Annotated in this window: 24 protein-coding genes; 7 read left to right on the forward strand and 17 right to left on the reverse strand. The window is 66.9% G+C overall.

Features of this window, described 5'->3' with window-relative positions; translation table 11 throughout:
• Positions 1-6: 6 nt before the first annotated feature.
• The 13 genes from AC3WMU_RS25605 to AC3WMU_RS25665 form a co-directional block, all read right to left on the reverse strand.
• Complete coding sequence (locus tag AC3WMU_RS25605) at positions 7-222, reverse strand: TOBE domain-containing protein (RefSeq protein ID WP_006227327.1); 216 nt, start codon at positions 220-222, stop codon at positions 7-9.
• A 69-nt stretch (positions 223-291) separates the two neighbouring features.
• Positions 292-1,197 carry an ATP-binding cassette domain-containing protein gene (locus tag AC3WMU_RS25610; protein WP_424626686.1) on the reverse strand — a complete coding sequence of 302 codons (906 nt, stop codon included), beginning with the start codon at positions 1,195-1,197 and terminating at the stop codon, positions 292-294.
• A 25-nt stretch (positions 1,198-1,222) separates the two neighbouring features.
• A complete protein-coding gene (locus AC3WMU_RS25615; protein ID WP_280030082.1) occupies positions 1,223-2,050 on the reverse strand; it encodes a MetQ/NlpA family ABC transporter substrate-binding protein in 828 nt (275 codons plus the stop codon).
• A gap of 17 nt (positions 2,051-2,067) precedes the next feature.
• On the reverse strand, positions 2,068-2,730 hold the full coding sequence (locus AC3WMU_RS25620) for a methionine ABC transporter permease (RefSeq protein WP_088591273.1): 663 nt from the start codon (positions 2,728-2,730) through the stop codon (positions 2,068-2,070).
• The gene (locus AC3WMU_RS25625) at positions 2,730-3,530 is read right to left on the reverse strand and encodes a methionine ABC transporter ATP-binding protein (protein ID WP_088591268.1); all 801 of its coding nucleotides are present in this window, start codon (positions 3,528-3,530) and stop codon (positions 2,730-2,732) included. Before AC3WMU_RS25625 ends, AC3WMU_RS25620 begins: the two co-directional genes overlap by 1 nt.
• A 28-nt stretch (positions 3,531-3,558) precedes the next feature.
• The gene (locus AC3WMU_RS25630; protein ID WP_280030084.1) at positions 3,559-4,794 is read right to left on the reverse strand and encodes an acyl-CoA dehydrogenase family protein; all 1,236 of its coding nucleotides are present in this window, start codon (positions 4,792-4,794) and stop codon (positions 3,559-3,561) included.
• A gap of 10 nt (positions 4,795-4,804) precedes the next feature.
• On the reverse strand, positions 4,805-5,392 hold the full coding sequence (locus AC3WMU_RS25635; protein WP_006227333.1) for an ABC transporter permease: 588 nt from the start codon (positions 5,390-5,392) through the stop codon (positions 4,805-4,807).
• Positions 5,392-6,564, reverse strand: a complete 1,173-nt coding sequence (gene ssuD / locus AC3WMU_RS25640; RefSeq protein WP_280030087.1) for an FMNH2-dependent alkanesulfonate monooxygenase — start codon at positions 6,562-6,564, stop codon at positions 5,392-5,394. Before ssuD ends, AC3WMU_RS25635 begins: the two co-directional genes overlap by 1 nt.
• A 13-nt stretch (positions 6,565-6,577) precedes the next feature.
• Entirely contained in the window at positions 6,578-7,171 is a 594-nt protein-coding gene (gene ssuE, locus AC3WMU_RS25645; RefSeq protein WP_006227335.1) for an NADPH-dependent FMN reductase, read from the reverse strand.
• Positions 7,172-7,194: 23 nt separating this feature from the next.
• Entirely contained in the window at positions 7,195-7,995 is an 801-nt protein-coding gene (locus AC3WMU_RS25650) for a MetQ/NlpA family ABC transporter substrate-binding protein (RefSeq protein ID WP_088591272.1), read from the reverse strand.
• A gap of 1,219 nt (positions 7,996-9,214) precedes the next feature.
• Positions 9,215-10,585 (reverse strand): LLM class flavin-dependent oxidoreductase, encoded by a 1,371-nt coding sequence (locus AC3WMU_RS25655; protein WP_006226823.1) that lies wholly within the window; start codon positions 10,583-10,585, stop codon positions 9,215-9,217.
• A gap of 20 nt (positions 10,586-10,605) precedes the next feature.
• On the reverse strand, positions 10,606-11,823 hold the full coding sequence (locus AC3WMU_RS25660; RefSeq protein WP_280030091.1) for an SfnB family sulfur acquisition oxidoreductase: 1,218 nt from the start codon (positions 11,821-11,823) through the stop codon (positions 10,606-10,608).
• Positions 11,824-11,827: 4 nt separating this feature from the next.
• Positions 11,828-13,069 (reverse strand): SfnB family sulfur acquisition oxidoreductase, encoded by a 1,242-nt coding sequence (locus tag AC3WMU_RS25665; RefSeq protein ID WP_492283142.1) that lies wholly within the window; start codon positions 13,067-13,069, stop codon positions 11,828-11,830.
• 222 nt (positions 13,070-13,291) lie between these two features.
• Between AC3WMU_RS25665 and AC3WMU_RS25670 the strand changes: the two genes are divergently transcribed.
• The 6 genes from AC3WMU_RS25670 (at position 13,292) to AC3WMU_RS25695 (ending at position 19,984) form a co-directional block, all read left to right on the forward strand.
• A complete protein-coding gene (locus tag AC3WMU_RS25670) occupies positions 13,292-14,128 on the forward strand; it encodes a hypothetical protein (RefSeq protein ID WP_280030095.1) in 837 nt (278 codons plus the stop codon).
• Between the two features lie 40 nt (positions 14,129-14,168).
• Positions 14,169-15,857, forward strand: a complete 1,689-nt coding sequence (locus AC3WMU_RS25675; protein WP_006226818.1) for an ABC transporter substrate-binding protein — start codon at positions 14,169-14,171, stop codon at positions 15,855-15,857.
• A gap of 19 nt (positions 15,858-15,876) precedes the next feature.
• Positions 15,877-16,848, forward strand: a complete 972-nt coding sequence (locus AC3WMU_RS25680; RefSeq protein ID WP_006226817.1) for an ABC transporter permease — start codon at positions 15,877-15,879, stop codon at positions 16,846-16,848.
• Positions 16,845-17,717, forward strand: a complete 873-nt coding sequence (locus AC3WMU_RS25685; protein WP_492283143.1) for an ABC transporter permease — start codon at positions 16,845-16,847, stop codon at positions 17,715-17,717. The genes AC3WMU_RS25680 and AC3WMU_RS25685 overlap by 4 nt, the downstream gene beginning before the upstream one ends.
• A gap of 6 nt (positions 17,718-17,723) precedes the next feature.
• Complete coding sequence (locus AC3WMU_RS25690; protein ID WP_492283144.1) at positions 17,724-19,430, forward strand: ABC transporter ATP-binding protein; 1,707 nt, start codon at positions 17,724-17,726, stop codon at positions 19,428-19,430.
• Between the two features lie 116 nt (positions 19,431-19,546).
• Entirely contained in the window at positions 19,547-19,984 is a 438-nt protein-coding gene (locus AC3WMU_RS25695; RefSeq protein WP_006226814.1) for a universal stress protein, read from the forward strand.
• Between the two features lie 34 nt (positions 19,985-20,018).
• Here the strand turns inward: AC3WMU_RS25695 and AC3WMU_RS25700 are convergent, their stop codons facing one another.
• The 4 genes from AC3WMU_RS25700 to AC3WMU_RS25715 form a co-directional block, all read right to left on the reverse strand.
• Complete coding sequence (locus tag AC3WMU_RS25700) at positions 20,019-21,029, reverse strand: 2Fe-2S iron-sulfur cluster-binding protein (RefSeq protein WP_492283145.1); 1,011 nt, start codon at positions 21,027-21,029, stop codon at positions 20,019-20,021.
• A 12-nt stretch (positions 21,030-21,041) separates the two neighbouring features.
• The gene (locus tag AC3WMU_RS25705; protein WP_006226812.1) at positions 21,042-21,521 is read right to left on the reverse strand and encodes a GlcG/HbpS family heme-binding protein; all 480 of its coding nucleotides are present in this window, start codon (positions 21,519-21,521) and stop codon (positions 21,042-21,044) included.
• 29 nt (positions 21,522-21,550) lie between these two features.
• Positions 21,551-22,984 carry an aldehyde dehydrogenase family protein gene (locus AC3WMU_RS25710; RefSeq protein WP_006226811.1) on the reverse strand — a complete coding sequence of 478 codons (1,434 nt, stop codon included), beginning with the start codon at positions 22,982-22,984 and terminating at the stop codon, positions 21,551-21,553.
• Positions 22,985-23,181: 197 nt separating this feature from the next.
• On the reverse strand, positions 23,182-24,714 hold the full coding sequence (locus AC3WMU_RS25715; protein ID WP_006226810.1) for a hypothetical protein: 1,533 nt from the start codon (positions 24,712-24,714) through the stop codon (positions 23,182-23,184).
• Positions 24,715-24,940: 226 nt separating this feature from the next.
• Between AC3WMU_RS25715 and AC3WMU_RS25720 the strand changes: the two genes are divergently transcribed.
• Positions 24,941-25,684 carry a sulfite exporter TauE/SafE family protein gene (locus tag AC3WMU_RS25720; protein ID WP_006226809.1) on the forward strand — a complete coding sequence of 248 codons (744 nt, stop codon included), beginning with the start codon at positions 24,941-24,943 and terminating at the stop codon, positions 25,682-25,684.
• The last annotated feature ends 51 nt before the right edge of the window (positions 25,685-25,735 follow it).

Raw genomic sequence — 25,735 nt, forward strand, 5'->3', positions numbered from 1 at the left:
TTGCATTCACAGTTTGGCGACAGACACCTCGGTCGCCTTGACGAAGGCCAGGACTTCGGTGCCCACCTGCAAGTCCAGTTCCTTGACCGAACGCGTCGTGATCACCGAGGTCACGATGCCCGCGGGCGTATCGACGTCCACCTCGGACACCACCGGGCCCAGGATGATTTCCTTGATCTTGCCGCGGAACTGGTTGCGGGCGTTGATGGATTGAATGCTCATGGTTTGCTCCTGAAAGGGAAAGGGCGGCGCCGTCATGGCGCCATTGCGTGAATGCCAGGCTGCGCGGCGCTATACCGCCAGCCGTAAGTGCCGGATCTGGATCACCGGCGCCAAGGGCCGGTCCGCGTCCGGCGGTTCGGGTTCTTTCAACACGGCGCGCAACACGCGCGCCGCCAAGGCGGCAAACGCCGGTGAACCTCGTGCGCGCGGGCGCGCCAGTTCCACCCGTTCGTCGAACACCACCGCGCCGTCGTCGATGACGAGGATGCGGTCGGCCAGCGCCACGGCCTCGTAGACATCCCGCGTGGCCAGCACGGCCGTGAAGCCGTCGCGCCGCCAGGCCTGTTCGATGGCCGCCTGGGCCTCGATGCGCGTCAGCGCGTCCAGGCCGCCCAACGGTTCATCCAGCAGCAGCAAGCCCGGCCGCCGCGCCAGCGCGCGCGCCAGGGCCACACGCTGACGCTGGCCGTCGGTCAATTGCGCCGGCCAGTCGCCACCGCGACCGGCCAGGCCCGCTTGCCGCAGCGCCTCGCCGGCCCGGGCCCGCGCGTCGCCCGGCAGGCCCAGCGCCACGTTCTGCCATACGCGCTTCCATGGCAACAGCCGGGCGTCGGCGAACAACAAGCGCACGCGGTCGTCGCTGGCCCATTGCGGAAAGTTGTCGAACAGCACCGGCGAACGCGCGGGCGGGCCGCCTTGTTCGCCGGTGGGCCGTTCCAGGCCAGCCAGGATTCGCAGCAAAGTGCTCTTGCCCGTGCCGCCGCGCCCCGTGACCGCCACGAATTCGCCTGCGGCGATGTCGAGGTCCAGTCCATTGAGCACGCTGCGCGCGCCATGGCGCTTGGCCAGCTTGCGCACGGTGACGCGCAGCGCCCGCCAGTCGTCCTGCCCCGAATCCGGCGCCTCGTCATGCCGGGCGCGCCCCGGCACCTCCAGGTGCTGCAGCAGCTCGAACTCGTTCGGATGGACAAACATGGCCGCGCGCTCCCGCCGGGCAGCCCTAGCGGGCCGCTTCCAGCTTCTGCTGATAATCGGTCTTCACAAAACCGGCGAACGACTTCTCGGTGACCGCCAGGAACTCCCGCGACGCATAGGCCGCAGCAATATCCTTCACATAGGGCTTGTCCAGGTCGGCCGTGCGCACGGCCACCAGGTTCTGGTAGGTGGGCGTGGTCTTCTCAAGCGCCAGCGCCGACGTCAGCTTCAGCCCCGACGCCAACGCAAAGTTGCCATTCACGAACGAGTAGTCGGTATCGTCCAGCGAGCGCGGCAGTTGCGCAGCTTCAAGCGGAATCAGCTTGATCTTCTTCACATTCACGGCCACGTCCTTCTCGGACACCTGCAAGGGGTCATAGCCTTCGCGCAACTTCACCCAGCCCAGTTCCTCCAACACCACCAGCGCGCGCGCCTGGTTCGTCGGGTCGTTGGGCACGGCCACGCTGACGCCATCGGGCGCGGCGTCCACGCTCTTGTACTTCTTGCTGTAGATGGCGATCGGCGCGGTAGGCACCTTCACCAGTTCGGACAATTCCAGCTTGTTCTTGGCGGCGAAATTCTTCAGGTAGACCACGTGCTGGAACGCGTTTGCGTCCAGCGCGCCTTGCGCCAACGCGAAGTTCGGCTGGATGTAGTCGTTGAACTCCACGATCTTGACCGTGTAGCCCTGCTTTTCCAGGATGGGCTTGATGCCCAGCTTGATCTGGTCGCTATAGGGGCCGGCCGTGGCGCCGAACACGATTTCCTTCTTGGCCGGGTCCGCCGCGTGCGCGGCGCCGGCGAAGGTCAGCGCGGCCAGCGCCGCGATCAGGGTAGAGCGGGGAAATGCCATGGGAGTCCTCATTGGATTCAACGCTTGTCGATGCGGCGCGCGACGGTATTGCCGGCAACCTGGATGATCTGCACCAGCACGACAAGCAGCGCCACGGTCAGCACCATCACGTCGGTCTGGAAGCGGTAGTAGCCATAGCGGATGGCCAGGTCGCCGATGCCGCCGCCCCCCACCACGCCGGCCACTGCCGAGTACGAAAGAAAGCTCACCGCCAGCACCGTCAGCGCCAGCACCAGGCCCGAACGCGCTTCCACCAGCAGCACGCGGCGCACGATCTGCAGCTCGGACGCGCCGGCGGCATGCGCCGCCTCGATCACGCCGCGCGGCACGTCGCGCAGGCACTGTTCCACCAGCCGCGCAAAGTACGGGATCGCCGCGAAAGACAGCGGCACCGCCGCCGCCACGGGCCCGATGGAGGTGCCCGCGATCACGCGCGTGAAGGGCACCAACGCCACCAGCAGGATGATGAACGGGAACGAGCGCACGGTATTCACCGTCCAGCTCAGCAGCCGATGCACCACGGGCCGGTCCAGCGACTGCCCCGGCCCGGTCAGGAACACCAGCACCCCGAGGGGCCCGCCCAGGAGGATCGACGCCGCCAGCGCGATCGCCAGCATCAGGAAGGTCTGGCCGACGGCCACGCCCAGCTCGGGCAGCAACTGCACAAAGGTATCCAGCATCATGCGACCTCTTCGTAGGGGTGGGTGGCTTCGCGGATGAGTTCGCGGCCCAGCGCGGAAGACAGGTGCACGTTGGCGCCCGAGATCTCGGCCTGCTCCAGCACCTGCCCGTTCTCCATCACGGCCACATGGCGGCACAGGGCGCGCACCACGGCCAGTTCGTGCGTGACGATCACGATGGTCACGCCCAGGCGCTTGTTGATGTCGCGCAGCACGGCCAGCACCGACCGCGTGGTTTCGGGGTCGAGCGCCGAGGTGGGTTCGTCGCACAGCAGCACGGCGGGCTCGCTGGCCAAGGCACGCGCGATCGCCACGCGCTGCTTCTGCCCGCCCGACAACTGCGCCGGGTAGCTGGCGGTCTTGTCGGTCAGGCCGACGATATCCAGGCAGTCCCGCACGCGCGCGGCGATCTGTTCACGGGTGCGCCCGCCATGCACCCGCAACGGGAAGGCGACGTTTTCAAACACGGTCTCGTTCTGCAGCAGGTTGAACTGCTGGAAGATCATGCCGATGTGCTGGCGCGCGCCGCGCAGTTCGCGCTTGGACAGCGCGGTCAGTTCGGTGCCCGCCACATGCACCGCGCCCGCATCCGGGCGTTCCAGCAGGTTGATCAGGCGCAGCAGCGTGGACTTGCCCGCGCCGCTCTTGCCGATGATGCCGAAAGTGTCGCCGGCGCGGATCGACAGCGACACGTCGCGCACGGCATCAAACCGGCCCGCACGCGTGGCAAACGCCTTGCTGACGGCATCCAGGCGGATCACCGGCTGCGGCACGGCGGGAAGGGGGGAAATCTGGCTCATCGCGGAGTTCCGGTCAGGGTCGGGCGCATCAGGAATACGCGGTGGGTTCGGGAATCTGGTCCAGCAGCGCAAAGCGTCCCAGGTCGCGGACCTTGTAGGCCACGGGGTCATGCAGCGTATGCACGCGGGCATTGCGCCAAAAGCGGTCATAGCCGTGGCGCGCGGCGGTGGAGCTGGCGCCCGTCACGTCGAACAGGTCGGAACCGACTTCCAGCGCAGCACGATGGGCCAGCACTTTTGCCTGGGCGCCGGCCACGGCCACCTGCCCGCGCTCGTCCGCCGTCACGGAGGGCCCGCGCGCCAGCGCGGCATCCAGCGCCAGGCCCGCCTGATCGGTCAACGCCTCTGCCGCCTGCACCCGCAACCAGAATTCGCCGAAGCGCTCCTGCACATAGGGGTCATCGGCGTGGCGCTGCACGCCCGACGAAAACCACGGCCGCGCGTCGTCGCGCACATAGCGCCGGGCTTCCTGGTAGGCGCCCTGCGCGATGCCCAGGTACAGATTCGTCATGATCAGCTGGGCGATCTGCGAGCGCAGCGTGGCGCGCGGGGTCGGCGTCGTGCCGGGCGCCTGCAGCACGTGGATCGATTCCAGCCGGACGTGGTCGAACCGCACCGTGCCGCTGTCAGTCTGGCGCTGGCCGAACGCGTCCCAGTCCGGATTGACGGTGATGCCGTCGGCCCGCGTCGGCAAGGCCGCGATCAGTGCGGTATCCGACGCCTTGTGCCACGCCGAAATCGTCAGCAGGTCCGAGCCGACCGAACCCGAGCTGAAGCCTTTCACGCCGTCCACGCGATAGCCATCGAGTTCGGCGCGCGCGATCACGCGACGGTCCAGCGGATTCAGCGCATTGCCCCAGAACAGATTGCGCTCGACCGTCGGCTCCAGGAAATAGGCGTGTTGCTCAGGCGTGCCGTAGAGCAGCACGCCGGCGATCTGCAGATGATGGAAGCCGAAGACGTGCGCCAGGGCGCTGTCGGCCTGCGCCAAGCGCCGCACCGCATGCAGCACGGTCGACCAGCTGGCGCCCGCACCGCCATAGGCGGTGGGCACCGACAGGCGCAAGAGGCCGCTTGCACGGATCAGTTCGCGCTCGGCGGCCGCGTGCCCGCCCTGGCGGTCGCGTTCGACTGCGGTGGCGGCCAGTTGCGCCGCCAAGGCGTCCACCGCGCTTGCGGAGTCCGCCGCCCGCGACGGCGCGGCGCCGGCGGGGTCCGGATGCCTGGCGTCCCGCGCGTCTTGAAGGGATTGAATCTTGGCCATGATTGAGTTCCTAGTAAGCGCCAGCGCGATCCGGCACGAAGGCGGCATCCCAGCGCAATGCGCGGCGCGCCAACACGCGGACGAGCGCATCCGTGGCCAGGGCCAGCAGCGCGTAGAGCAGGATGGGAACGAACGCCGCGTGGCCGCTGCCGGATCCCGTGGCGGCGATATCGACCGTCACCCGCAACACCCAGAACAGCGCCAGCGCCAGGCGCGCGCCGGACAGCACTGTGGGCAAGGCGCCGGGCAGGATCACGTCGCGCCACAGCGGCCAGCCGGCCAGGCCGACAGAACGGCCCATTTCGATAAGCTTCCGATCCCCGGTACGCACGCCCTGCCAGCCGCCCAGCACGGCCCCCAGCAATGCCGCCGCGGCCGCACCCCACAGGCCGACCCGCAGCGGCGCCCACAGTTCGCCCGAGCCGGCGGCCGAGACCGCAGCTGACAGCACCGCGGACGGCGCGGGCAGGTCACGCGCAAGCGGCCATCCGGCCAGCGACGCCAGTTGCCAAAGCGCCAGCAACCCCGCAGCCGCCACCCAGGGCACAAGCGCCCTGCGCACCGGACGGTGGCGACGGGAGGGGCTGGCGGCGGCCATCAGCTTGCCGATTCCTTCGGCACCAGTTCGGTCGCCATGACTTCACCGAACGGGCCCGTCAGCACCGTGTTGCCGACCTGACGCTGGCCCTTGCCGGGCAGCAGCGGAAACACCAGTTCGGCAAAGCGGTAAGACTCTTCCAGATGCGGATAGCCGGAGAAGATGAACGTGTCGATGCCCAGGTCCGCGTATTCCTGGATGCGCGCGGCGACCGTCTGCGGATCGCCAACCAGCGCCGTGCCCGCCCCGCCGCGCACGAGTCCCACGCCGGCCCACAAGTTGGGGGATATCTCCAGATGCGAACGGCCGCCCTGGTCGTCGCTGAGCTTGCCGCCATGCAAGGCGGCCATGCGGCGCTGGCCTTCCGAATCCATCTTCGAGAATGCAGCTTGCGCGGCGCGCACCGAATCTTCGCTCAAGTGGCTGATCAGTTCGTCCGCCGCGGCCCAGGCGGCGTCCTCCGTTTCGCGCACGATGACGTGCAGGCGGATACCGAAGCGCACCGTCCTGCCATGCTTGGCGGCGCGCTGGCGCACGTCCGCGATTTTCCGCGCGACAGCCTCGGGCGGTTCGCCCCACGTCAGGTACACGTCCAGCTGTTCGGCGGCCAACTCATGCGCCGCTTCCGACGAGCCGCCGAAATACAGCGGCGGATACGGTTTCTGCACGGGCGGGTAGATGACCTTCCCGCCTTTGGACACCAGTTGCTCGCCCTGAAAGCTGTAGCCTTCGGCCTCGTGGCTGTTTTCCAGGATGCCGCGCCAGATCTTCAAGTAGTCGGCGGTGATCGCGTAGCGTTCGTCGTGGCTGACGAAGACGCCGTCGCCTTCCAGTTCACCGGGGTCGCCGCCCGTCACCACGTTGACCAGCAAGCGGCCTTCGGACAAGCGGTCGAACGTGGCAGCCATGCGCGCCGAGAATTGCGGCGAACTGACGCCCGGCCGGATCGCCACCAGGAACTTCAACTGGCGGGTGGCGCCGATCAGGCTGGAAGCCACCACCCAGGCGTCTTCGCAGGACCGGCCGGTCGGCAGCAGCACGCCGTCATAGCCCAGCGTATCGGCGGCCACGGCCACCTGGCGGAAGTAGTCATAGCTTGCGGCGCGCGCGCCTTGGCTGGTGCCCAGGTAGCGTGAATCGCCATGCGTGGGGATGAACCAGAAGACATCCATTGCAAATCTCCGATCAGACGCTGAAGCCGCCCGCAAGCGCGAGCCGGCCCAGGTCATAGGCTTCATGGGCAACGACGCCGCGCGGCAGCACCTGCTCGGCCAGCCGGTCGACCGAGTCTTCCAGCCGCTCGCGGACGTCATCGTCGATATGAATACTGCCGTCGTCTTCCACCCGCACCTGCTTGTCGGTGGCGTAGACGCCGGCCAGGATGTGCCGCGCGCCCAAGGCGGACAGCACCGGCTTCAAGCCGTACTCCAGCGCCAGCAGATGCGCAGGACTGCCGCCCGTGGCGATCGGCAGCACGACCTTGCCCGCCAACGCCTTTTCATCCAGAAGGTCCAGCACGGCCTTCAGGCCGCCGGAGAACGACGCCTTGTAGACCGGCGTTGAAATCAGCACCGCGTCAGCGGTTCCTACGCGCGCCCGCAACGCACCGGCCGCAGCGCCCGAATAGTGCCCTTCGATCAGCTCTTCGGCAGGGATGTCGCGCAAGCCCAATTCGACGACGCCCAATCCGCGCGAACGCAGCAGGTGAGCGGCGTGGCGCAGCAACGCGGAAGAACGGGAACGCTGTGACGGGCTGCCCGCCAACGTGATGATGCTCATGATGATTCGCCGGAGATCGCGCGTTAGAAAGCGGGGATGAGGGAACCCTTGAATTCCTTCTCGATGTAGGCGCGCACTTCGGGCGACTGGTAGGCCGCCACCAGCTTCTTCACCCAGGGTTGGTCGCGGTCTTTGGTCCGCACGGCGATGAGGTTGGCGTAAGGCCCATCAGCGGCTTCGCGCCCGATCGCATCACGCGCCGGCACCAGACCGGCCTGCTCGGCGTAATCGTTATTGATCGACGCCGCCGTCAAGTCATCCAGCGAACGCGGCAACTGCGCGGCATCCAGCGCCACCAGCTTGATCTTGCGCGGATTCGACACCACATCCAGCGGCGTCGCGGTGTTCTTCTGCTCGGCCTCTGGCTTCAAGGTGATGATCTTGTAGGCCGCCAGCAAGCGCAGGGCGCGGTTGCCGTTGGAAGGATCGTTCTGAATGCCGACCGACGCGCCTTCAGGCAAATCGTTCAACGATTTGATCTTGCGGGAATAGAAACCTAACGGCGCGGTGACGGTCAGTCCGACAGGAACGATATCGAAGCCACGTGCCTTGATCTGGTTATCCAGGAACGGCTTGTGCTGAAACGCATTGGCGTCGAGGTCGCCGGCGTTGAGGGCAGCGTTGGGGAGCTGGTAGTCGTTGAATTTGACGAGCTTGATGGTGAGGCCGTCACGGGCGGCAACTTTCTGGACCACATCAAAGATCTTCTCGGCCGTGCCGACGGAGATGCCGACGGTGACGGTGTTCTTGTCTTCAGCGTGTGCAGGCGCGGCGAAGGCGATGGCAAGGGTTGAAGCGGCTAACAGGCGAAGCAGCGATGACATGAGGATGTGTCCAGGAGACGGAGTGATTGAGGGATTCTGTCATCGCGGATGGACGGGGAAAAATACTTAGTCGGTATGAAGTTATGTCTTGAGGTGGTGGTGGATACGGGGGTTATCGATTTTTGGAAATATGGGGATATTGCTGGGGGTTCTTAAACGTTCTAGGTTGGGTTGGTATTGATTGCTGGATGGGGGTTCTTTTGACGCCCGGTGTGGCGGTGGCCTGGGGTGCGCGGGTCAACGATTGCGGTCCGGAGCCTTCGCTCCGGACTGCCCCGTCGTCATCCTCGTCCGCCTTCGGCTCCCTTCGGATTCCCTCGGGCTTATCGACTCCCCGCGCACCCCAGGCCACCGCCACGCCGGGCTTCGGTGGTTGAATCTTTACCGTCGCTGGGGAGGGTGTCGTTCTTAAGGTTCTCGTCACCGATGGGATGTGGTGGAGGATCTTGCGGGGCCCGCTCCCGGCCGGCCGCGCGGGCGGCCTTGGGGAGCTTACGCATTGTCTTGCGTCGTGTGGGAGTTCGCTTCGCGTGTGGGTCGCGGTGGGCGTTATTCTGTCCGGTTTTTCGGGGTTGGAATATTTTTCGGGTGGTCCTTGCTTGGCGCCACAAGGATGTAGTTCGTGTTCCGTAGGATGGGTGGAGTGCGTCTGGGTAGACCCAAGTGCGCGGACCTGTGTCGCACGTAACCCATCATCGTCGCAGGCCACCAGATGGGTTGTGCGCGATGAACGTTTCCGTCCTGATGCCGGGTTTGCCGCGCTCCACCCATCCTACGAATGCATAGCCGAAACCCACGACAGTCTCCCTATTAGACGGGTGGCGCGCAAGCGACCACACCCCCAAACGACACCAGACGCGTATGCCGATTGGCGCCGCCCGGGCGGCGGCAACTCGGCGGGCCCCGCAGCACTCGTCAGTAAACAGAGGCCTGACTGCGCCGCGACCCAAGACTTCCGTAGCTCGTCGGTGCTGTCGGCGTGACGGCGTGCAACCTTGATGCGCCCGAGGGAATCCGAAGGGAGCCGAAGGCGGACGAGGATGACGACGGGGCAGTCCGGAGCGAAGGCTCCGGACCGCAATCGTGGGCGCGCGCCGTCACGCCGACAGCGCCGACGGGCGACCTACGAAGATCTGACGACGGCTAACCAACAAAGCCCTGCCCACTGCAAACCCACGATTACCAGCCGACGATCCCGCACAAAATCCCACCCGCACCGTTACAACGCACTAAGCACCCCCCTCCTGCCTACATGCTCCACCGGCAATTCCGCCCTCCCCGCCCCAAACAGCTTCTCCCGTAACGGGCCGTCGGCGTAGGCCGTCTTATAAGACCCGCGGCTCTGCAACTCCGGAATCACCAGGTCGATGAAGTCGCCATAGCATTCCGGCGTCACCGTCCTTGCCAGGTTGAAGCCGTCGATATCCGTTTCGGCCACCCACGACTCCAGCTCGTCCGCCACTTGCGCGGCGCTGCCTACCAGGGCCGGGTATCTGCCGCCCAGCGCCATGTCCGCCAGCAAGTCCGTCACGGTGCGATCCGTTCGTGACACCGTCAGGTTCTTCACCGCCGACTCGATCGCATTGTTCTTCACGTACCGGATCGGCTCGTTCGCGCCGTAGCGCGAAAAATCGATGCCGGTTGAACTTGCGTAGTGCGCCAGCCCCGCTTCCGGGTTCGCGTAGCGCAAGTACTCCGCATGCTTCTCGCGCGCCTCGGCTTCCGTCCTGCCTACCACCGCCGTCACGCCCATGAAGAACTTGATGTCGCGCGGACTGCGGCCCTCGCGGGCGACGGACTCGCGCACCTCTGCCACCAGTTTTCGCAAGCCCTCTTTGGTCTGGCTCGACACGAACACGCATTCGGCGTGCCGCGCCGCGAAGGCCTGGCCGCGGCCCGACGAGCCGGCCTGGTACAGCACCGGTGTGCGCTGTGGCGACGGTTCCGACAGGTGGAAGCCCTGCACCTTGTAGTACTTGCCTTCGTGATCCACCCGGCGCACGGCTGCGGGGTCCGCATAGACGCGTGCGCGCTTGTCGGCCTTGACCGCATCGCGGTCCCAGCTTTCTTCCCACAGCTTGTAGGCCACCTCCAGGAACTCGTCGGCGCGGTCGTAACGTTCGTCATGCGCGATCTGTTCCGACAGCCCCATCGCGCGCGCCGCGCTTTCCAGGTAGCCCGTGACGATGTTCCAGCCGACGCGGCCATTGGTCAGATGGTCCAGCGTGGAAAAGCGCCGTGCCAGCAGATACGGCGCCTCGTAGGTCAGGTTGACCGTGACGCCGAACCCCAGGTGCCGGGTGGCGGCCGCCATGGCCGAAATCGTCAGCAGCGGATCGTTCACCGGCAACTGGATCGATTCGCGCAGCGTCAGGTCGGCCGAGTCCTGGTAGACGTCGTACACGCCCACGATGTCGGCCAGGAACAGGCCGTCGAACAGCCCGCGTTCCAGCAGCCGGGCCAGATCGGTCCAGTAGTCCAGCGTCTTGTACTGCGTGGACGTGTCGCGCGGATGGGTCCACAAGCCGTGGTTGATGTGCCCCACGCAATTCATGTTGAACGCGTTCAGGAGGATTTGCTTCTTCGCCATGATGTGCGGTTCCGTCAGGATCAGGTAGTGCCCACGCGGCCGGGCGCGATGTCGTTCAGGTAGTAGTTGCCCACGGCGTGCCGCTTCCAGCGCACCGGGTCGTGCAGCGTGTGCGTACGCGCATTGCGCCAGTGGCGGTCAAGGTTCAGATGGTCCAGCGTGGATTGCGTGCCGGCCAGCTCGAACAGCTTGGTGCCGGCGGCAAGCGAGGCTTCGGTGGTCAGCGCGCGCGCTTCTGCCACTGCGATCGCGGCTGCCGCCACGTTGGCGGGCGTGCCGTCGGCGGTGGCCGTGTCCAGCAGGCGGCCCGCCCGCGCGACCAGTGCGCGCGCCGCATCCAGGCGGATGGACAGGCGGCCGAACTCGCTGATCGTCAGCGGATCGTCCGCCGCGCGTTCGACATTGGCGTCGATCCACGGGCGGGAACGGTCACGCACAAACGCCATGGCATCCGCCAGCGCGGCCTGGCCGATGCCCAGGTCGATGGCCGCGTGGATGATCTGCGCAAGCGGCTTGATCGTGTTGGGCGGCGCGGCAGGGTCGGCCAGCAGCAGAACGTCTTCGGCCGGCACCGCCACCTCCTTGAAATGCACCGTGCCGCTGCCGGTGACGCGCTGACCAAAGCCCGACCAATCGTCGATGATCTCGACGCCCGGGCTGTCGCGGCGCACGATGGCCAGGCGCTGGGTGCCGTCGTCATCCACCGTTGCCGTGGGAATCCATTGGGCGTAGAGCGCGCCAGTGCAATAGAACTTGCTGCCGTTGATGCGCCATCCGCCCTCGGGGTTGGCGGTAAGGCGGGTGCGGCGTTCGGCGGCCGTGCGCGTGCCGGTCTCGGCCAACGCGTTGCCGAAGCGTTCTCCCGCCAGTGCGCGGGCATAGAAGCGGCGCTGCTGGTCCGCATTGCCGTTCACGCGCAGCACCTCCAGCGCGTAGTAATGGTTTTGCGGAATTTGGCCCAGCGAACCGTCGGCGGCCGAGATTATCGCCGTGACTTCCGCCAGCGTCACCCGCGACACTCCGGCGCCGCCGTGCTCGCGCGGCACCGTAATACCCCACAGGCCGGACAGCGAATAGCGTTCCAGCTCCGGCAGGGGCAGCCGGCGTTCGCGGTCGCGCTGGGACGCTTCGCGAGCGAAGTCCGCGGCCAGAGCGCGCGCGACTTCCAGTGCCTGGGCGTCGGTGTCGATGATCGCCGCACGGCGCTGCGCCAGGGACGAGATGTTGTTGGTCGGCATGGCCTCAGATCCAGGAATGTCGGTTGGGGCGCTGGCCGTTAAGCACGTAGTTGCCCACGGCGTGGTACTTCCAGCGCACGGGATCGTGCAGCGTATGCACGCGCGCGTTGCGCCAATGGCGGTCCAGACTGAATTCGGCCAGGGAGGCGCGCGCACCCGACAGTTCGAACAGCTTTTCGCTGGCCGCCAGCGCGACCTCGGTGGACACCGCTTTGGCGCGCGCCACCGCGATCGATGCCGCGGCAACGTCGTCGGCGTCCAGCGTCCGGCCACGGGCGTCGTCCAGCACCTGGGCGGCCTCGGTCAACAGCGCCTGGGCGGCGTGCAGATCGATATAGAGCTGCCCGACGTCCGCGATCACGTAGGGATCCTGCGTGGCCCGTTCGACGTTGGCCTCGACCCAGGGGCGCGAGCGCTCCCGCAGGAAGGCCACGGCGTCCTGCAGCGCGCCCTCGGCGATGCCGGCGTCGATCGCCGCCTGCATCAGTTGCGCGAACGGCCCCAGCAGAACGGGCGCTTGCTGCGCCAGCCAGGCGGGCAGGATGCTCTCGGCCTCCACCCGCACGTTGTCCAGCAGCACGGTGCCGCTGGCTGTGGTGCGCTGGCCGAAGCTGGACCAATCGTCCACGACGGACACACCCGGCGCCCCGCGTTCCAGGACGACCGTGACCAGCCTGCCTTCGGCATCCAGCACCTTGGTCGGTATCCAGTGCGCGAACAGCGCGCCCGTCGAATAGAACTTGCGCCCGCTGACGCGATAGCCGTCGCCGTCCGGCACGAGCCTCGCCTCGATGTCGCGGGTATGTCGGGTGTGGCGCTCGGGGCCGGCATTGCCCAGCCGGCGCCCGGCCAGCACGCCCTCGTAGTAGTGGCGCTGCTGCGCCGGCGTGCCAGTCAGGCGAAGCAGGTTCAGGAAGCCGAAATGGTTCTGCGGGATCTGACCCAGCGACGGATCCGCCGCGCTGATGATGCGAAACACGTCGGCCAGCGTCACATGCGAGACATCCGCGCCGCCGAATTCGCGCGGCACCGTGATGCCGCCCAGCCCGCTGGCCGAATAGCGTTCGATCTCGCGCCAGGGCAATCCGCGTTCCCGGTCGCGCTGGGCCGCGCCTAGTGCAAAGTCGGCCGCCAACGCGTGGGCGGCCTCGATCGCATGGGCATCATCCCGGATGCGGGCGGCAGAGACCAGGCGCGGCGCCTCGTCCCCGTCCTGAATTGCGGTGGTGCTTGAAGCGTGCGGCATGTTGCGCCCCGGCATTGGGAAAACATGCAGCCTATCGGTGCGGCGCCGCACGCGGAAGGACGGAATTCTCATGCGGTTATGTGAAATCGGTATATGCCGGATGCACCCCGCTCGCCCACTGTTAGCAGCCATGCCGCGCATATAACGAAATCACCAAAGAATGTTTGCGGACGGCGTTGACGCTTGCTTAGAGTCGAGACTTTTCCGCGTCTGCCACTCGCCATGCCTGAACTGGATTTCCCCCTGCCGCCCCTGACGCTGGATTACGACGGCGCGTTGGAAACGAGGTTGTTCGACGACATCCGCGTTGTCGTCGCGCCGCACATCCCGGCCGCGCGCATGGATCCACCGCGCGATCTGGCAGACGCCGATGAACGTCGCAACGCCGCCGAGTACGCCGTGTGGAACACGGTGCATGACCTCTTCATCACGCAGGTCGCAGCCCACGCGATTGCCGGCCTGTTCAAGGACGACACCGAATTCCAGTTTGCGCTGGCCCGCCAGCTGGGCGACGACGCCGCCCACGCGGAATTCTCGCGTGGCCGTGCCGCGGCGCTGCTGGGCGCCGACCCGCTTGCGCAAGTCGAGCAAGGCGTGCAGGAATCCTGGGACCTGATCGGCGGCTTTGCGCTGCGCAACTGGCAGAACTTCCTGGCCTGGCAGTTCCATTACGAGCACTACATCCTGGCGCGCCTGTTCGTGAACCGGCGGACCGCGCGGGTACTGGACTTCGGCCATCGTGAATTCGGCGAAAACCGCATCCTTCCTGACGAGGAAGCGCACCGCATCCGCATCACGCAATGGTGGCTGAACAAGCTGGAACGCGCGGAACCCGCGCAGCGTGAAGACTGGGTGGCCGGCCTGATCCAGGCGGACGAGGACGTCCAACGCCGGCTTGGCCCCTATCTGCGCGATTCCTGGCAACTGAACCAGCGCGCCACCGGCCTGGACACGCGCGGCCACATCGCGCTGTACGACGCGTGGCGCCGCGAACTGCTGGCCACGCTGTTGCGCCGCGACCCCGACGATCTTCCCGCCCTGACCAGCCTGGCCGCCTGAAACAGCCGGCCGCCCCTCTCCAAGCAAGAAGGAAACCTTCATGACGCTGCAATTGCCCCCCGCCGGCGCGCCCGGCCACGACGACGAGCCTGCCAATCCCCTGCGTCGCTGGTTGATGAGCGCCGGCGCCTTGATGGGCGCCAGCGCGCTATTTCCGAACGTGATCTTCGCCCCCGCCTATGCCGACACCCAGAGCCTGCCGAACACGGTGGACGGCGCGGTGCGCGGCGGCGTGCTCAACGCGGTGGTGCATCCGGAGCCGCCGACGCTGGCCTTCTATCTGAATTCGTCCACGCCCACCGGCGCGGTCGTCAGCAAGATCTTCGACGGGCTCGTCGAGTACGGACCCGACCTGAAGCCGCGCCCGGTCCTGGCCGAAAGCTGGAGCGTGTCCGACGACGGCAAGACCATCACCTTCAAACTGCGCCAGGGCGTGTTGTGGCATGACGGCAAGCCGTTCACCGCGGCCGACGTGAAATGGTCCGCCGAAGAGGTGTGGCTCAAGCATGCGCCGAGCGCGCGCCGGGTGTTCCAGTATCTGCAGAAGGTGGAAACGCCCGACGACCACACTGTCGTGCTGCACCTGTCGCAGCCCACTCCCGTGGCGCTGAACGCCATCGATTCGCTGGGTGCGCCCATCCTGCCGCGCCATCTCTTCGAAGGCACGGACATCCAGAACAATCCGTACAACAACAAGCCGATCGGCACCGGCCCCTTCGTGTTCAAGGAATGGAACCGGGGCAACTACATCGTGCTGGAAAAGAACGACAAGTATTGGCAGCCTGAACGCCCCTACTTGGACCGCATCGTCTGGAAGATCATTCCCGACGTGTCCGGACGCGCCACCGCGTTGGAGACGGGCGGTGTCGCCTACGGCGAGCGCAACCCCGTCGCCTTCACCGACGCCACGCGGCTGTCCAAGCTGCCCAAGCTGGCGGTGGACACCTCGGGCTACAACGGCTTTGCCGCCTGGCTCTGGCTGGAAGCCAACCTGCGCGACCCCATTCTGTCGAATCTGAAGGTCCGCCAGGCCATCGCGCACGCCGTGAACAAGCAAGTGCTGGTGAAGACGGTGTGGAACGGCTATGCCGAACCCTTCGTGAGCCCGGTTCCCTCGCTGGTGAAGCCCTATCACAACCCGAATGTGCAGCAGTACCCCTACGACCCTGCGCTGGCCGAAAAGCTGCTGGACGAAGCCGGCTACCCGCGCAAGGCCGACGGCTGGCGCTTTGCTTTGACGCACGACTACATCCCGTTTGGCGACGACTACCGCCGCACCGGCGAATTCGTGCGCCAGGCACTGCGCAAGATCGGCATCGACGTGACGTTGCGCGGCCTGGACCTGGCCACGTGGACGCGCAATGTCTTCACCGACTACAACTTCCAGCTCATCAGCTCGTGGGGCACGGTGCTGATCGATCCGCAGCTGGGCGTGGAAACACGCTACTGGAGCAAGGCAGAGGCAAAAGGCACTCCCTGGTACAACGCGTCCGGCTACAGCAACCCCGACATGGACCGCGCCATCGAAGCCGCGCAGGTCGAGACGGATCCGAAGAAGCGCATCGACCAGTACAACGAGGTGCAGCGCCTGGCGCAGCGCGACCTGCCGCTGATCGGCCTGTTCGAGTTCCGCTGGTTTGGCGTCTGGGACAAGCAGGTGCGCAACGTGACCGATGCGTCCTCGCATTCGCGCAACAACTTCGCCAACGTCTGGCTGGGCAAGGCCTGACGGCCGCCGGGAACCTGCCATGCGCCTGCCCCGCCTCGTCCGCTACCTGCTGCAAATCCTGTTCGTGGTGGGCGCGACCGCCATCGCCAACTTTTTCCTGCTGAAGTTGGTGCCTGGCGACCTGGTCGATGTGATCGCCTCGGAAAACAGCGGCATCACGCCCGAACACGTGGCGCAGCTGCGGGTGGCCTACGGGCTGGACCAGAGCGTGCTTGCGCAGCTGGGCTACTACCTGAAAAGCCTGCTGTCGCTGGACCTGGGATATTCGTTCCGTTATGGCGAACCCGTGGCCGACCTGATTTTCGGGCGGCTGCCGGCCACGCTGGCGCTGATCGGCACCGGGCTGGCGCTGTCGGTGGCGGTGGGCGTCCTGCTGGGCGTGCTGGCCGCGCGCCGGCCGCACGGCGTGCTGGACACTCTGCTGTCGGCGCTGGCCACGGCCGGCTATTCGGCGCCGATGTTCTGGACGGCGTTGATGCTGATCGTCGGCTTTGGCGTGCACCTGAACTGGTTGCCGGTCGGCGGAATCCGCGACGTGGGCGCGGCCTACCAGGGCTGGGCGCTGTGGGCCGACTACGCGCGGCACCTGGCGCTGCCGGTGGCGACGGTGGCGATCTACTACGTGGCCATCTATGCGCGGCTGTCACGCGCGTCAATGATCGAGACGCTGCAGGAAGACTATATCCGCACCGCCCGCGCGCGCGGCAACGGCGAAGCGCGGGTGATCTGGCGCCATGCGCTGAAGAACGCGATCTTGCCCGTCATCACGATGCTGGGCCTGCAAAGCAGCGCGCTGCTGGGCGGCAGCATCGTGGTGGAAACCGTGTTCGCGTGGCCGGGCCTGGGCCAGCTGTCGTTCGAGGCCATCGCCAGCCGCGACGTCAACCTGCTGCTGGGCATCCTGCTGATGAGCGCGGCGCTGGTGGCCTTGATGAATATCGCCGTGGATGCCTGCTACGGCCTGTTGGACCCTCGCGTGAGGAAGACATGAAACCGATTGCCCGCGCCGCGCTGCATCTGCTGCGCACGCCCTCGGCCGCCGTCGGCGCCGCCATCCTCTTGATCGTGCTGGCCGCCGCCGCGAGCGCGGCGCGGCTGTTCCCGGACGACCCGCTGGAAATGGTGGGCGCACCCTTCACCTGGCCCGGCGAAGACGCCAGCTTTCCCGCCGGCACCGACCTGATGGGCCGCGACATCCTGGCCGGGCTGTTTCACGGCGCCCGCGTGTCGCTGCTGGTGGGCGGCGCGTCGGCCGCCATCGCGCTGGCCATCGGCCTGTTGGTGGGCGCGTTCGCGGGCTATGCCGGCCCGCGCACCGACGCCGTGCTGATGCGCATCACCGAATTGTTCCAGACCGTGCCGTCCTTTCTGCTGGCCATCGTGCTGGTGGCCATTCTGGGCCCGTCGCTGTCGACCATTATCTTCGCGCTGGGCGTGACGTCATGGACCGGCATCGCGCGGCTGACCCGGGGCGAATTCATTTCCCTGCGGGAACGCGAATTCGTGCGGGCCGCGCAGACGCTAGGCGCAGGCCACGCCCGCATCATCTTCCGCGAAATCCTGCCTAACGCCCTGCCCCCCATCATCGTGACGACCGCCGTGCTGGTCGCCCAGGCCATCCTGTCGGAAGCCGGCCTGTCGTTCCTGGGGTTGGGCGATCCCAACGTGGTCAGCTGGGGCAGCATGGTGGGCGCGGGGCGCGAAGCCTTGCGCACCGCCTGGTACATGACCGCCCTGCCCGGCCTGACCATCATGGCCACCGTGCTGGCCCTGAACCTGCTTAGCGACGCCATCAACGACGCGCTCAATCCCAAACTGCGCCGGCAGCGCGTGGCCGCCGCGCCCGCCGCCGCGCGCTAGGCGACCATGACTACGCTGATCGACATCCAAGGGCTGAATGTGGCCTTTCCCGGCCATCAGGCCGTGCACGGGCTGGACCTGCAATTGCGCGGCGGCGAAACGCTGGCGCTCGTCGGCGAATCCGGCTGCGGCAAGTCCACCACCGCGCTCGCCCTGCTGGGCCTGCTGCCGCGGCATGCCCGCGTGTCGGGCCGCATCCTGTTCGAAGGCCAGGACCTGCTGGCGCTGTCGGAACGCCAGCGCTGCGCGCTGCGCGGCGACCGCATCGCCATGATCTTCCAGGAGCCGATGACGAGCCTGAATCCGGTGCTGACCCTGGGCGACCAGATCGGCGAGGCGCTGCGCCTGCATCGGGGCGCCAGCGCCCGCGCCGCCCGGGCGCGCGCCATTGAACTGCTGGACCTGGTGCGCGTGCCAGAGCCGCAGCGCCGCGTGGATGACTACCCCCACCTGCTGTCGGGCGGCCAGCGCCAGCGCGCCATGATCGCCGCCGCCATCGCCTGCCAGCCCGCGCTGCTGGTGGCCGACGAACCGACCACCGCGCTGGACGTCACCGTCCAGGCGCAGATCCTGCAACTGCTGGACGACCTGCGGTCGCAACTGAACATGGGACTGCTGCTGATCACGCATGACCTGTCCGTGGTTGGGCAATGGGCGGACCGCGTCGCCGTGATGGTGCGCGGCGAGAAGGTCGAAGAAGGGCCCGCGGCGACGCTGCTCGCCCAGCCGCGGCACCCCTACACCCGGGGCCTGCTCGGGGCGTCGCTGCGCCTGGACGACGCGACCCACTACAGCACGTTGCGGCTGCCTGAAATCCGCACGCGCCTCGACCCCGCCTCGGGACGCCCGGTGTTCGGCCTTGTGACCCCTGACCGCGTGCCGGTTGCCGCCAACGACCCCATTCCCATCGGCGCGACGCCCTTGCTGCAAGTCGAAGACCTGCGCGTGCAGTACCCGACGGCCCATGGCGCAAGCACCGCGGTGGACGGCGTGTCGTTCCAGATCGCCCCCGGCGAAACCCTGGGGCTGGTCGGCGAATCCGGCTGCGGGAAATCCACGCTGTCCCGCACGCTGGTGCGCCTGCTTGCCCCGGCGTCCGGCCGGATCCTGCTGCGCGGCGCAGACACCGCCCAGTTGGACCGGCACCGCCTGGCGGCCTACCGCCAGAGCGTGCAGATGATCTTCCAGGATCCCTATGCGTCGTTGAACCCGCGCCATACGGTCAACGACATCCTCGAGGCCGCCTTGCGCATCCACCGGGTGAAGGACCGCGAGGAACGCCGCCAGCGCATCGCCCGGATCCTGGACGCGGTGGGCCTGCCGCGCCAGGCGCTGGCGCGCTATCCCAGTGAATTCTCGGGCGGGCAACGCCAACGCATCGGCATCGCCCGCGCACTGGTGCTGCGCCCGGCGCTGGTGATCTGCGACGAACCCGTATCGGCGCTGGACGTGTCCGTGCAGGCGCAGATCCTGAACCTGCTGGTGGACCTAAAGGCCGAATTCCGCTTGTCGTACCTTTTCATCTCGCACGACCTGTCGGTGGTCCACTATCTGGCCGACCGGGTGCTGGTGATGAATGCGGGCCGGATCGTCGAAGAAGGCCCCAACGCCACCTTGTGGCGCAACGCGCGCCACCCCTATACGCGCAGCCTGATCGATGCGTTGCCCCAAGGGCTTTCCCCAGGTGGCGACGCACTACGCCGGAGCGCCTGAGCCGGCGCGCCCGGGCGGGTCCGCCTCCTCCTTATGCGGGACTGGATTGCGGGCAACGGCAAGCCTATACTGAATTCGCCGTTGCTCGACATTCCTTTTCCTAAAGGAGAGGCAACATGTACAGGCACTTGCTCATCGCCGTGGATGGCTCCCTGCTGTCCGAATCGGCTTTCAAGCGCGCACTCGTTTTCGCCAAGGAAATGGGCGCCACCATCACCCTCATCCGCGCCATCCCGGAGGACCACCTGCTGGTCTATCAGGCCGAGATGCTGGGCACCACGCAGCCGCCACACACCGACCAGGCGCGCAAGAACGCGCAAGGCTATCTGGACGGGCTGGAAATGGAGGCCCGCCATGCGCTGGTGCCCTGCAACATCGTCGTGGTGGTCAACGACCATCCGCACGAGGCGATAGTCGAAACCGCGAAGAGCCAGGGGTGCGACCTGATCATCATGGGCTCGCACGGGCGCCACGGCATGACGGGGTTCCTGCTGGGCAGCGAGACGCAACGCGTGCTGGCCAAGACGCGCCTGCCCGTGCTGGTGTTCCGCTAGGGCCCACCGCAGGCCCGGGCCGGGCGCCGCCGCGTCAGCCCGCGGCGGTCAGCGCGTGCTGGAAGGTGAAGCTGTCGGCGTACATGTGGTCCAGGCTGGCGCCGCGTCCGGCCAGCAGGTGCTTGGCCTGCTGGATCATGGCGGGCGCGCCGCACAGGTAGATGGCGTGCTCGGACAAGTCGTCGTGGTCTTCGAGGACGGCGTCCTGCACATGGCCGCGCCGGCCCTGCCAGCTTGCGCTGGCGCGCGACAGCACGGGCACGAAATTGAATTCGTACAGCCGCCCCGCCCAACCGGCGATCTCGTCTTTCAGATACAGGTCTTCCTCGGTGCGCATGCCCCAATACAGGCTGACGGGCGGGCAGTCCTCTTTATCCAGCAAGGATTCCAGGATCGCCTTGATCGGCGCGATGCCGGTGCCGGTCGCCATCATGATGAGCGGGCGCCAGTCTTCTTCGTGATAGCTGAATACGCCCAGCGGCGCTTCGATCGTGAGCGCCGCGCCGGCTTGCGCCTGCCCCAGCCAATGGTCGGTATAGCGGCCGCCCGGAATGCGCCGCACATGGAAATCTACCTGCTGGCCAGCCGATGCCGACGCCATGGAAAAGCTGCGTGTCTCGCCATCGGGCAGCAGCACGTTCATGTACTGACCCGGCACGAAGTCCAGCCCGGCATCCGGCAGCGCCAGCGTCAGATGAACGATGTCTTCGGTAACCGCTTCGATGCGCTGCACGGTGGCCGGCAGGCGGCGCGGTTCGGGAAACACCTGCCGGCTGCTGGCCACGCTGATGCACAGGTCGCTTTCGGGCCGCGCCTGGCAGGCCAGCGCATAGCCTTCAGCCGCCTCTTCCGGCGTCAGCGCCATGGGGAATTCCTCATAGCGCACGGTGCCTGAGGCCAGCTTGATGCGGCAGGTGCCGCAGCCGCCGAAGGTGCACTCGTGCGGCAGCTTGACGTCTGCGCGCCCGGCGGCCTCCAGCACCGATTCGTCGGCATCCACCTCGAAGGCGGCGCCGGTTTCCAGGATGTGCACGCGGTATGCCATGGCCGGCCTCGCTTATTTCTTGATGTCGGCCTGCACCAGCACTTTCATGCCGCGCGGCTCCAGCAGTTCGGCCAATGCCGCCAGCGCGGCGACGCCTGCCTGCGTGTCCTGTTCGCCGTTGCCGCCGCTCAGTCCGATACCGCCGATCACCTCGTCGTTCACCACGATGGGAAAGCCGCCGACGAACACGGCGAACTTGCCCTCGAAGCTCCACTGGATGCCGAAGGCTTCGTTACCGGGCAGCGCAGGGCCATTGGGCGGGGTGTTGAACAGATGGGTCGATCGCTTGTGCCCCGCTGCGGTGAACGCCTTGTTCCAGGCGATCTGCGGGCCGGTGATGCGCGCGCCGTCCATGCGTTCCAGGGCGATGGGGTAGCCGCCGTCGTCCACGATGCAGATGGATTCCAGCACGCCGATCGCTTCCGACTTGGCGATGGCCGCCCGCACCATGACGCGCGCTTCTTCCAGTTCCAGGCGATAAATCTGTTTCATAGGGATAGCCTCTTCGGTTGTCCGCGGCCTTAGCCGGCGCGGTAGACGGTCTTGATCTGCGTGTAGAACTCCAGGCCCACGCGGCCGGACTCACGGAACGTGGAGGTGCTGGAGTGCTTGAGCCCCCCGAAGGGCGCGTTGATCAGGTTACCGGTGGTGGTGCGGTTGATCTTCACGGTGCCTGCCTGAATGTCGCGGGCGAAGCGGTGCGCATAGCGCGCATCCGTGGTGGCGATGGCGGCCGACAGGCCGTACTCGGTGTCATTGGCCTTGGCAATGGCGTCGTCATAACCGTCGACTTCGATCAGTGCGATGACGGGGCCGAAGATCTCTTCGCGCGCGATGCGCATCTGCTGCGTCACGTCGGTAAAGAGCGCGGGCGTGACGTAGTAGCCGCGCTCGAAACCCGGGCCGGTCAGCACGTCGCCGCCGCACAGGTGGGTGGCCTCTTCCTTGCCCACCGCCACGTAGCTCAGCACGTTGTCCAGCTGCTTGCGCGTGGCTAGCGGGCCCAGGTCGAAGTTGCCGTCCAGCCCGTTGCCAAGCGTAAGCGTCTTGACCCGCGCCACCAGCTTGTCGGTGAACGCCTGGCGCACCTTCGCGTCCACCAGCACGCGGCTGGTGCCCGTGCAGGCCTGGCCGCTGAGCGAAAAACCGCCCTTCACGGCCAGGTCCACGGCGCGGTCCAGGTCGGCATCGGCCAGCACGATCAGCGGATTCTTGCCGCCCAGCTCCATCTGCGTGCGGGTGGTCAGGCCCGCTCCGCGGTGGATCTGTTCGCCTGCCGCGGTAGACCCGGTAAAGGAGATCGCGCGCACCGCGCGCGCGGTGGTGATGGCGGGCCCAACGGCGGCGGCGGGACCCACCACCAGATTCAGCACCCCCGCAGGCAGCCCCGCCTGCACGAACGCCTCGGTCAGCCGGTAGCCAGACAGTGGCGCGTCGGACGACGGCTTGAACACCACGGTGTTGCCAGTGATCAGCGCTGGCGCGATCTTGCGCGCCGGGATCGAAATGGGGAAGTTCCACGGCGAGATCACCGTGACCACCCCCAGCGGTTCGCGCTGGCTGTAGACGACCATGTCGGGATCGTCGTTGACGAAGGTCTCGCCAGTGAAGCTCTGGCCTTCCACCGCATAGAAGCGGATCGTCTGCGCCGATCGCAGCACTTCGTCTTTCGCCAGGTTCAGGCCCTTGCCCTCTTCCCGGGTCAGTTCGCGCGCGAAGGCGTCGGCGTGGTCTTCCAGGTATTGGGCGGCGCGGAAAAGGATGGCGGCCCGCTTGGAGATCGGCGTGTCGCGCCAGGCGGCGAACGCGGCATCGGCCGCCTCGACCGCGCGCCGGGCGTCTTCGGCGTCCGACACCGGGAAAAGCCCCACTACGTCGGACGTATCCGCCGGGTTGAGGTTGGGGGCAGTCCGGCCGGTGGCGCTGGGCACCCAGGCGCCGCCGATGTGGTTCATGAATGCTTGCTGCGAGAGATCGTCCACGGGTGCGCGTCCTTTACCTGTACGGGAATGGCCGGAAATCGGTCGTCTTAGATAGCTTCTGAACATTGTATACTTTAATCACTTTGTGACGATACGTGGAAACCCCAGGCTTTCGGCGTGAAAAGGGGCCCCGCAGGGCCCCTTCCGCAGGGTCCGGATCCATCCTGGGATCAACTCCAGATCAATACGGCGCAGATGGTGGAGACGAAGAGCGCCAGCAGCACGGGCAGCAGCAGCGCGCGCACCAGCGACAGCACGTTCACCCGGGCAAACCCCGCCACCGCGATCAGCGACGACCACGCGATCAGGGTGCCGCCCCCGGTCCAGACCGCGCCCATCTGGCCCACGGCGGCCAAGGTTGCCGGGTCCACGCCCACCACCGGGCCCAGGGCGCCGGAGAGCGTGCCGGTCAGCGGCAGTCCGGCAAAGCCCGAACCGTCGATACCGGTGATCATGCCCACCAGCAGCACGCCGAACGCCACCAGGAAATGGTTTTCGGGAATCAGGTGCTGGCCGGCGGAGATCACTTCGAACAGCAGGCCAGGCGCCTGCGCCTGGGGCACGCCCAGGATCTGCGCGGCGGTTTCATTGGCGCCCACGAAGAAGAAGCCGGCGATCGGCAGCACCGAACCCATGGCCTTGAAGGCGAAGACGAAGCCGTCCGTCACGTGCTCGGGGCACACGTCCAGCATCTTGCGCGGGCCCTCGGCGGCCAGCGTCACCAGCATCATCACCACGAAGGCCACGCCCCCGACCAGCGCCGCGGCGTCGCCGCCACGCAGGGCGGGCACCGACGGGAACAGGCGCGGCACCACCATCACGGCGATCACGGCCAGGAACGCCAGGGGCGTCACCACGGCAAACGTCTTGGACCAGCGCACGCGGCGGCGCTCTTCGTCGTCCAGCACGGGGCCTTGGGGCAGCGCCGGGTCCGCGCCCATGGTGCCGCGCGCCAGTTCCGCCTTGTCGAACGAGCCCGATTGTTCGATGCGCGCCAGGCTGCCGTCCTGGGCGCGGGCCTGCCACGCATCCAGCAACGCGGGGCTGGCAGGCACGATGTGCTTGCGGATCAGCAGGTAGGCCACCACCAGCGCCACGGCGCCGGTGATCAGCGACAGCACCAGCGCGCGGTCGGCCACCACGGCCGCGCTGACCGCCGCGCCCGCCGCCTTGGCGCTGATGCTGGGCGCCACGCCGATCACATAGTCCGACGACAGCGCCATGCCCTGGCCGGCGATGGCGATAGCCATGGCGCCGGCCAGCGGCGGCAGCCCGGCGGCGATGGCCGCGGGCAGCAGGATGGCCGACACCAGCGGCACGGCCGGCGTGGGCCAGAAGAACAGCGAAATGACATAGGTACAGAGGGCGATGATCACGAACGAGGAATGCCCGCCGCGCATGACACGCCGGAACGGCTGCACCATGCGCACGTCCGCCTGCAAGGTCTTCAAGGCGTTGAGCAAGGCAGTCATGAAGGTGATGACCAGGAAGATGTTGAACAGCTCTTTGGCTGCCACGAAGCTGGCCGAAAAGATGCCGATCAGCGCGCTGATCGGGTTGCCCGTGATGGCCAGCACCACGAGGAAAGTGCCGATTACCGATGGCACCACCACGTTGGCCCGCAAGATCATCGTCAGGATGATGGCGGCCACGCTGAGCAGGTACATCCAGTGAGCAGCGTTGAGCACGACGTCGGATTGCATGCGCGATTCCCCTTGTGACGTGGCTGTTAAGTCGCCACAATCGGTATACTATATTTCGTTTTGAGCCATACCAATCGAAATATGCACCGCCTAGGGAAACCGATAATTCTGAAAAACCCATGAATAACGGCGAAAAATCAGGGGGTTACCCTTGCATTTCCTGTTTTCACCGGAACCACCATGGTCACGGATTGACTATCGTATACATATAAGGCTACATATCCCCATGCTGCCCACCTTGCCGTTTCCGGATCTCTGGCACTACGCCGCCATGGCGCTGGTGGTGTTCGGCGCCGCGCTGGCGCAAGGGGTGGGGGGCATCGGCTTCGCGATGTTCGCCGCGCCCGTGGCCGCCATGTTCTTCCCGCAGTTGGCGCCCGGGCCGCTGCTGACGCTGGGCGGCTTCATCTCGCTGTTGACCGCGCTGCGCGAGCGCGCCTTCATTGACTGGTCTGCCGTGTCGTACGCGCTGGCCGGCCGCGTGGTGGGCACGCTGATCGCCATCTACGCCATGGCGCGCTTTGCGCCGCAGGCGCTGGGCGTGCTGTTCGCCTGCCTGATCCTGGCGGCCGTCGCGCTCAGCGTGGCGGGCCTGCGCTTTACCGCCACGCCCGGCCGCGTGTCGGGCGCCGGCGTGGCTTCCGGCATCATGGGCACGATGACGTCCGTCGGCGCGCCACCCATCGCCATCGTGCTGCAGCACACCGCGCCGCCGCGGCTGCGCGCCACCCTGGGCGTGGTGCTGTTCCTGGGATCGATCTTCTCGCTGGCCATGCTGGCGTTGGCCAACCGGTATACGGCTTACCACGCCGGGCTGGCGCTTAGTCTCGCTCCTTTCCTGCTGGCCGGTTTTGCGGTCTCCAACCGGCTGCGCACCCTGTTGCCGCCGCATGCCGTGCGCAGCGTATTGCTGGCGGTGTGCGCACTCGGCGCGGTGGGGGTGCTGGTCAAAGCCTTCTGGGGCGCCTGATGCGGCGCCTTCGCAACGGCACGCGGCTACACCCGGTAATACAATGGAGAC

The organism is Achromobacter sp. FW305-C-13, from assembly GCF_058783475.1.

What these genes read in the sequence shown, in the direction of transcription:
- AC3WMU_RS25605 (WP_006227327.1), bottom strand. Translation starts at nt 222, where the DNA reads ATGAGCATTCAATCCATCAACGCCCGCAACCAGTTCCGCGGCAAGATC.
- AC3WMU_RS25610 (WP_424626686.1), bottom strand. Translation starts at nt 1,197, where the DNA reads ATGTTTGTCCATCCGAACGAGTTCGAGCTGCTGCAGCACCTGGAGGTG.
- AC3WMU_RS25615 (WP_280030082.1), bottom strand. Translation starts at nt 2,050, where the DNA reads ATGGCATTTCCCCGCTCTACCCTGATCGCGGCGCTGGCCGCGCTGACC.
- AC3WMU_RS25620 (WP_088591273.1), bottom strand. Translation starts at nt 2,730, where the DNA reads ATGCTGGATACCTTTGTGCAGTTGCTGCCCGAGCTGGGCGTGGCCGTC.
- AC3WMU_RS25625 (WP_088591268.1), bottom strand. Translation starts at nt 3,530, where the DNA reads ATGAGCCAGATTTCCCCCCTTCCCGCCGTGCCGCAGCCGGTGATCCGC.
- AC3WMU_RS25630 (WP_280030084.1), bottom strand. Translation starts at nt 4,794, where the DNA reads ATGGCCAAGATTCAATCCCTTCAAGACGCGCGGGACGCCAGGCATCCG.
- AC3WMU_RS25635 (WP_006227333.1), bottom strand. Translation starts at nt 5,392, where the DNA reads ATGGCCGCCGCCAGCCCCTCCCGTCGCCACCGTCCGGTGCGCAGGGCG.
- ssuD (WP_280030087.1), bottom strand. Translation starts at nt 6,564, where the DNA reads ATGGATGTCTTCTGGTTCATCCCCACGCATGGCGATTCACGCTACCTG.
- ssuE (WP_006227335.1), bottom strand. Translation starts at nt 7,171, where the DNA reads ATGAGCATCATCACGTTGGCGGGCAGCCCGTCACAGCGTTCCCGTTCT.
- AC3WMU_RS25650 (WP_088591272.1), bottom strand. Translation starts at nt 7,995, where the DNA reads ATGTCATCGCTGCTTCGCCTGTTAGCCGCTTCAACCCTTGCCATCGCC.
- AC3WMU_RS25655 (WP_006226823.1), bottom strand. Translation starts at nt 10,585, where the DNA reads ATGGCGAAGAAGCAAATCCTCCTGAACGCGTTCAACATGAATTGCGTG.
- AC3WMU_RS25660 (WP_280030091.1), bottom strand. Translation starts at nt 11,823, where the DNA reads ATGCCGACCAACAACATCTCGTCCCTGGCGCAGCGCCGTGCGGCGATC.
- AC3WMU_RS25665 (WP_492283142.1), bottom strand. Translation starts at nt 13,069, where the DNA reads ATGCCGCACGCTTCAAGCACCACCGCAATTCAGGACGGGGACGAGGCG.
- AC3WMU_RS25670 (WP_280030095.1), top strand. Translation starts at nt 13,292, where the DNA reads ATGCCTGAACTGGATTTCCCCCTGCCGCCCCTGACGCTGGATTACGAC.
- AC3WMU_RS25675 (WP_006226818.1), top strand. Translation starts at nt 14,169, where the DNA reads ATGACGCTGCAATTGCCCCCCGCCGGCGCGCCCGGCCACGACGACGAG.
- AC3WMU_RS25680 (WP_006226817.1), top strand. Translation starts at nt 15,877, where the DNA reads ATGCGCCTGCCCCGCCTCGTCCGCTACCTGCTGCAAATCCTGTTCGTG.
- AC3WMU_RS25685 (WP_492283143.1), top strand. Translation starts at nt 16,845, where the DNA reads ATGAAACCGATTGCCCGCGCCGCGCTGCATCTGCTGCGCACGCCCTCG.
- AC3WMU_RS25690 (WP_492283144.1), top strand. Translation starts at nt 17,724, where the DNA reads ATGACTACGCTGATCGACATCCAAGGGCTGAATGTGGCCTTTCCCGGC.
- AC3WMU_RS25695 (WP_006226814.1), top strand. Translation starts at nt 19,547, where the DNA reads ATGTACAGGCACTTGCTCATCGCCGTGGATGGCTCCCTGCTGTCCGAA.
- AC3WMU_RS25700 (WP_492283145.1), bottom strand. Translation starts at nt 21,029, where the DNA reads ATGGCATACCGCGTGCACATCCTGGAAACCGGCGCCGCCTTCGAGGTG.
- AC3WMU_RS25705 (WP_006226812.1), bottom strand. Translation starts at nt 21,521, where the DNA reads ATGAAACAGATTTATCGCCTGGAACTGGAAGAAGCGCGCGTCATGGTG.
- AC3WMU_RS25710 (WP_006226811.1), bottom strand. Translation starts at nt 22,984, where the DNA reads ATGAACCACATCGGCGGCGCCTGGGTGCCCAGCGCCACCGGCCGGACT.
- AC3WMU_RS25715 (WP_006226810.1), bottom strand. Translation starts at nt 24,714, where the DNA reads ATGCAATCCGACGTCGTGCTCAACGCTGCTCACTGGATGTACCTGCTC.
- AC3WMU_RS25720 (WP_006226809.1), top strand. Translation starts at nt 24,941, where the DNA reads ATGCTGCCCACCTTGCCGTTTCCGGATCTCTGGCACTACGCCGCCATG.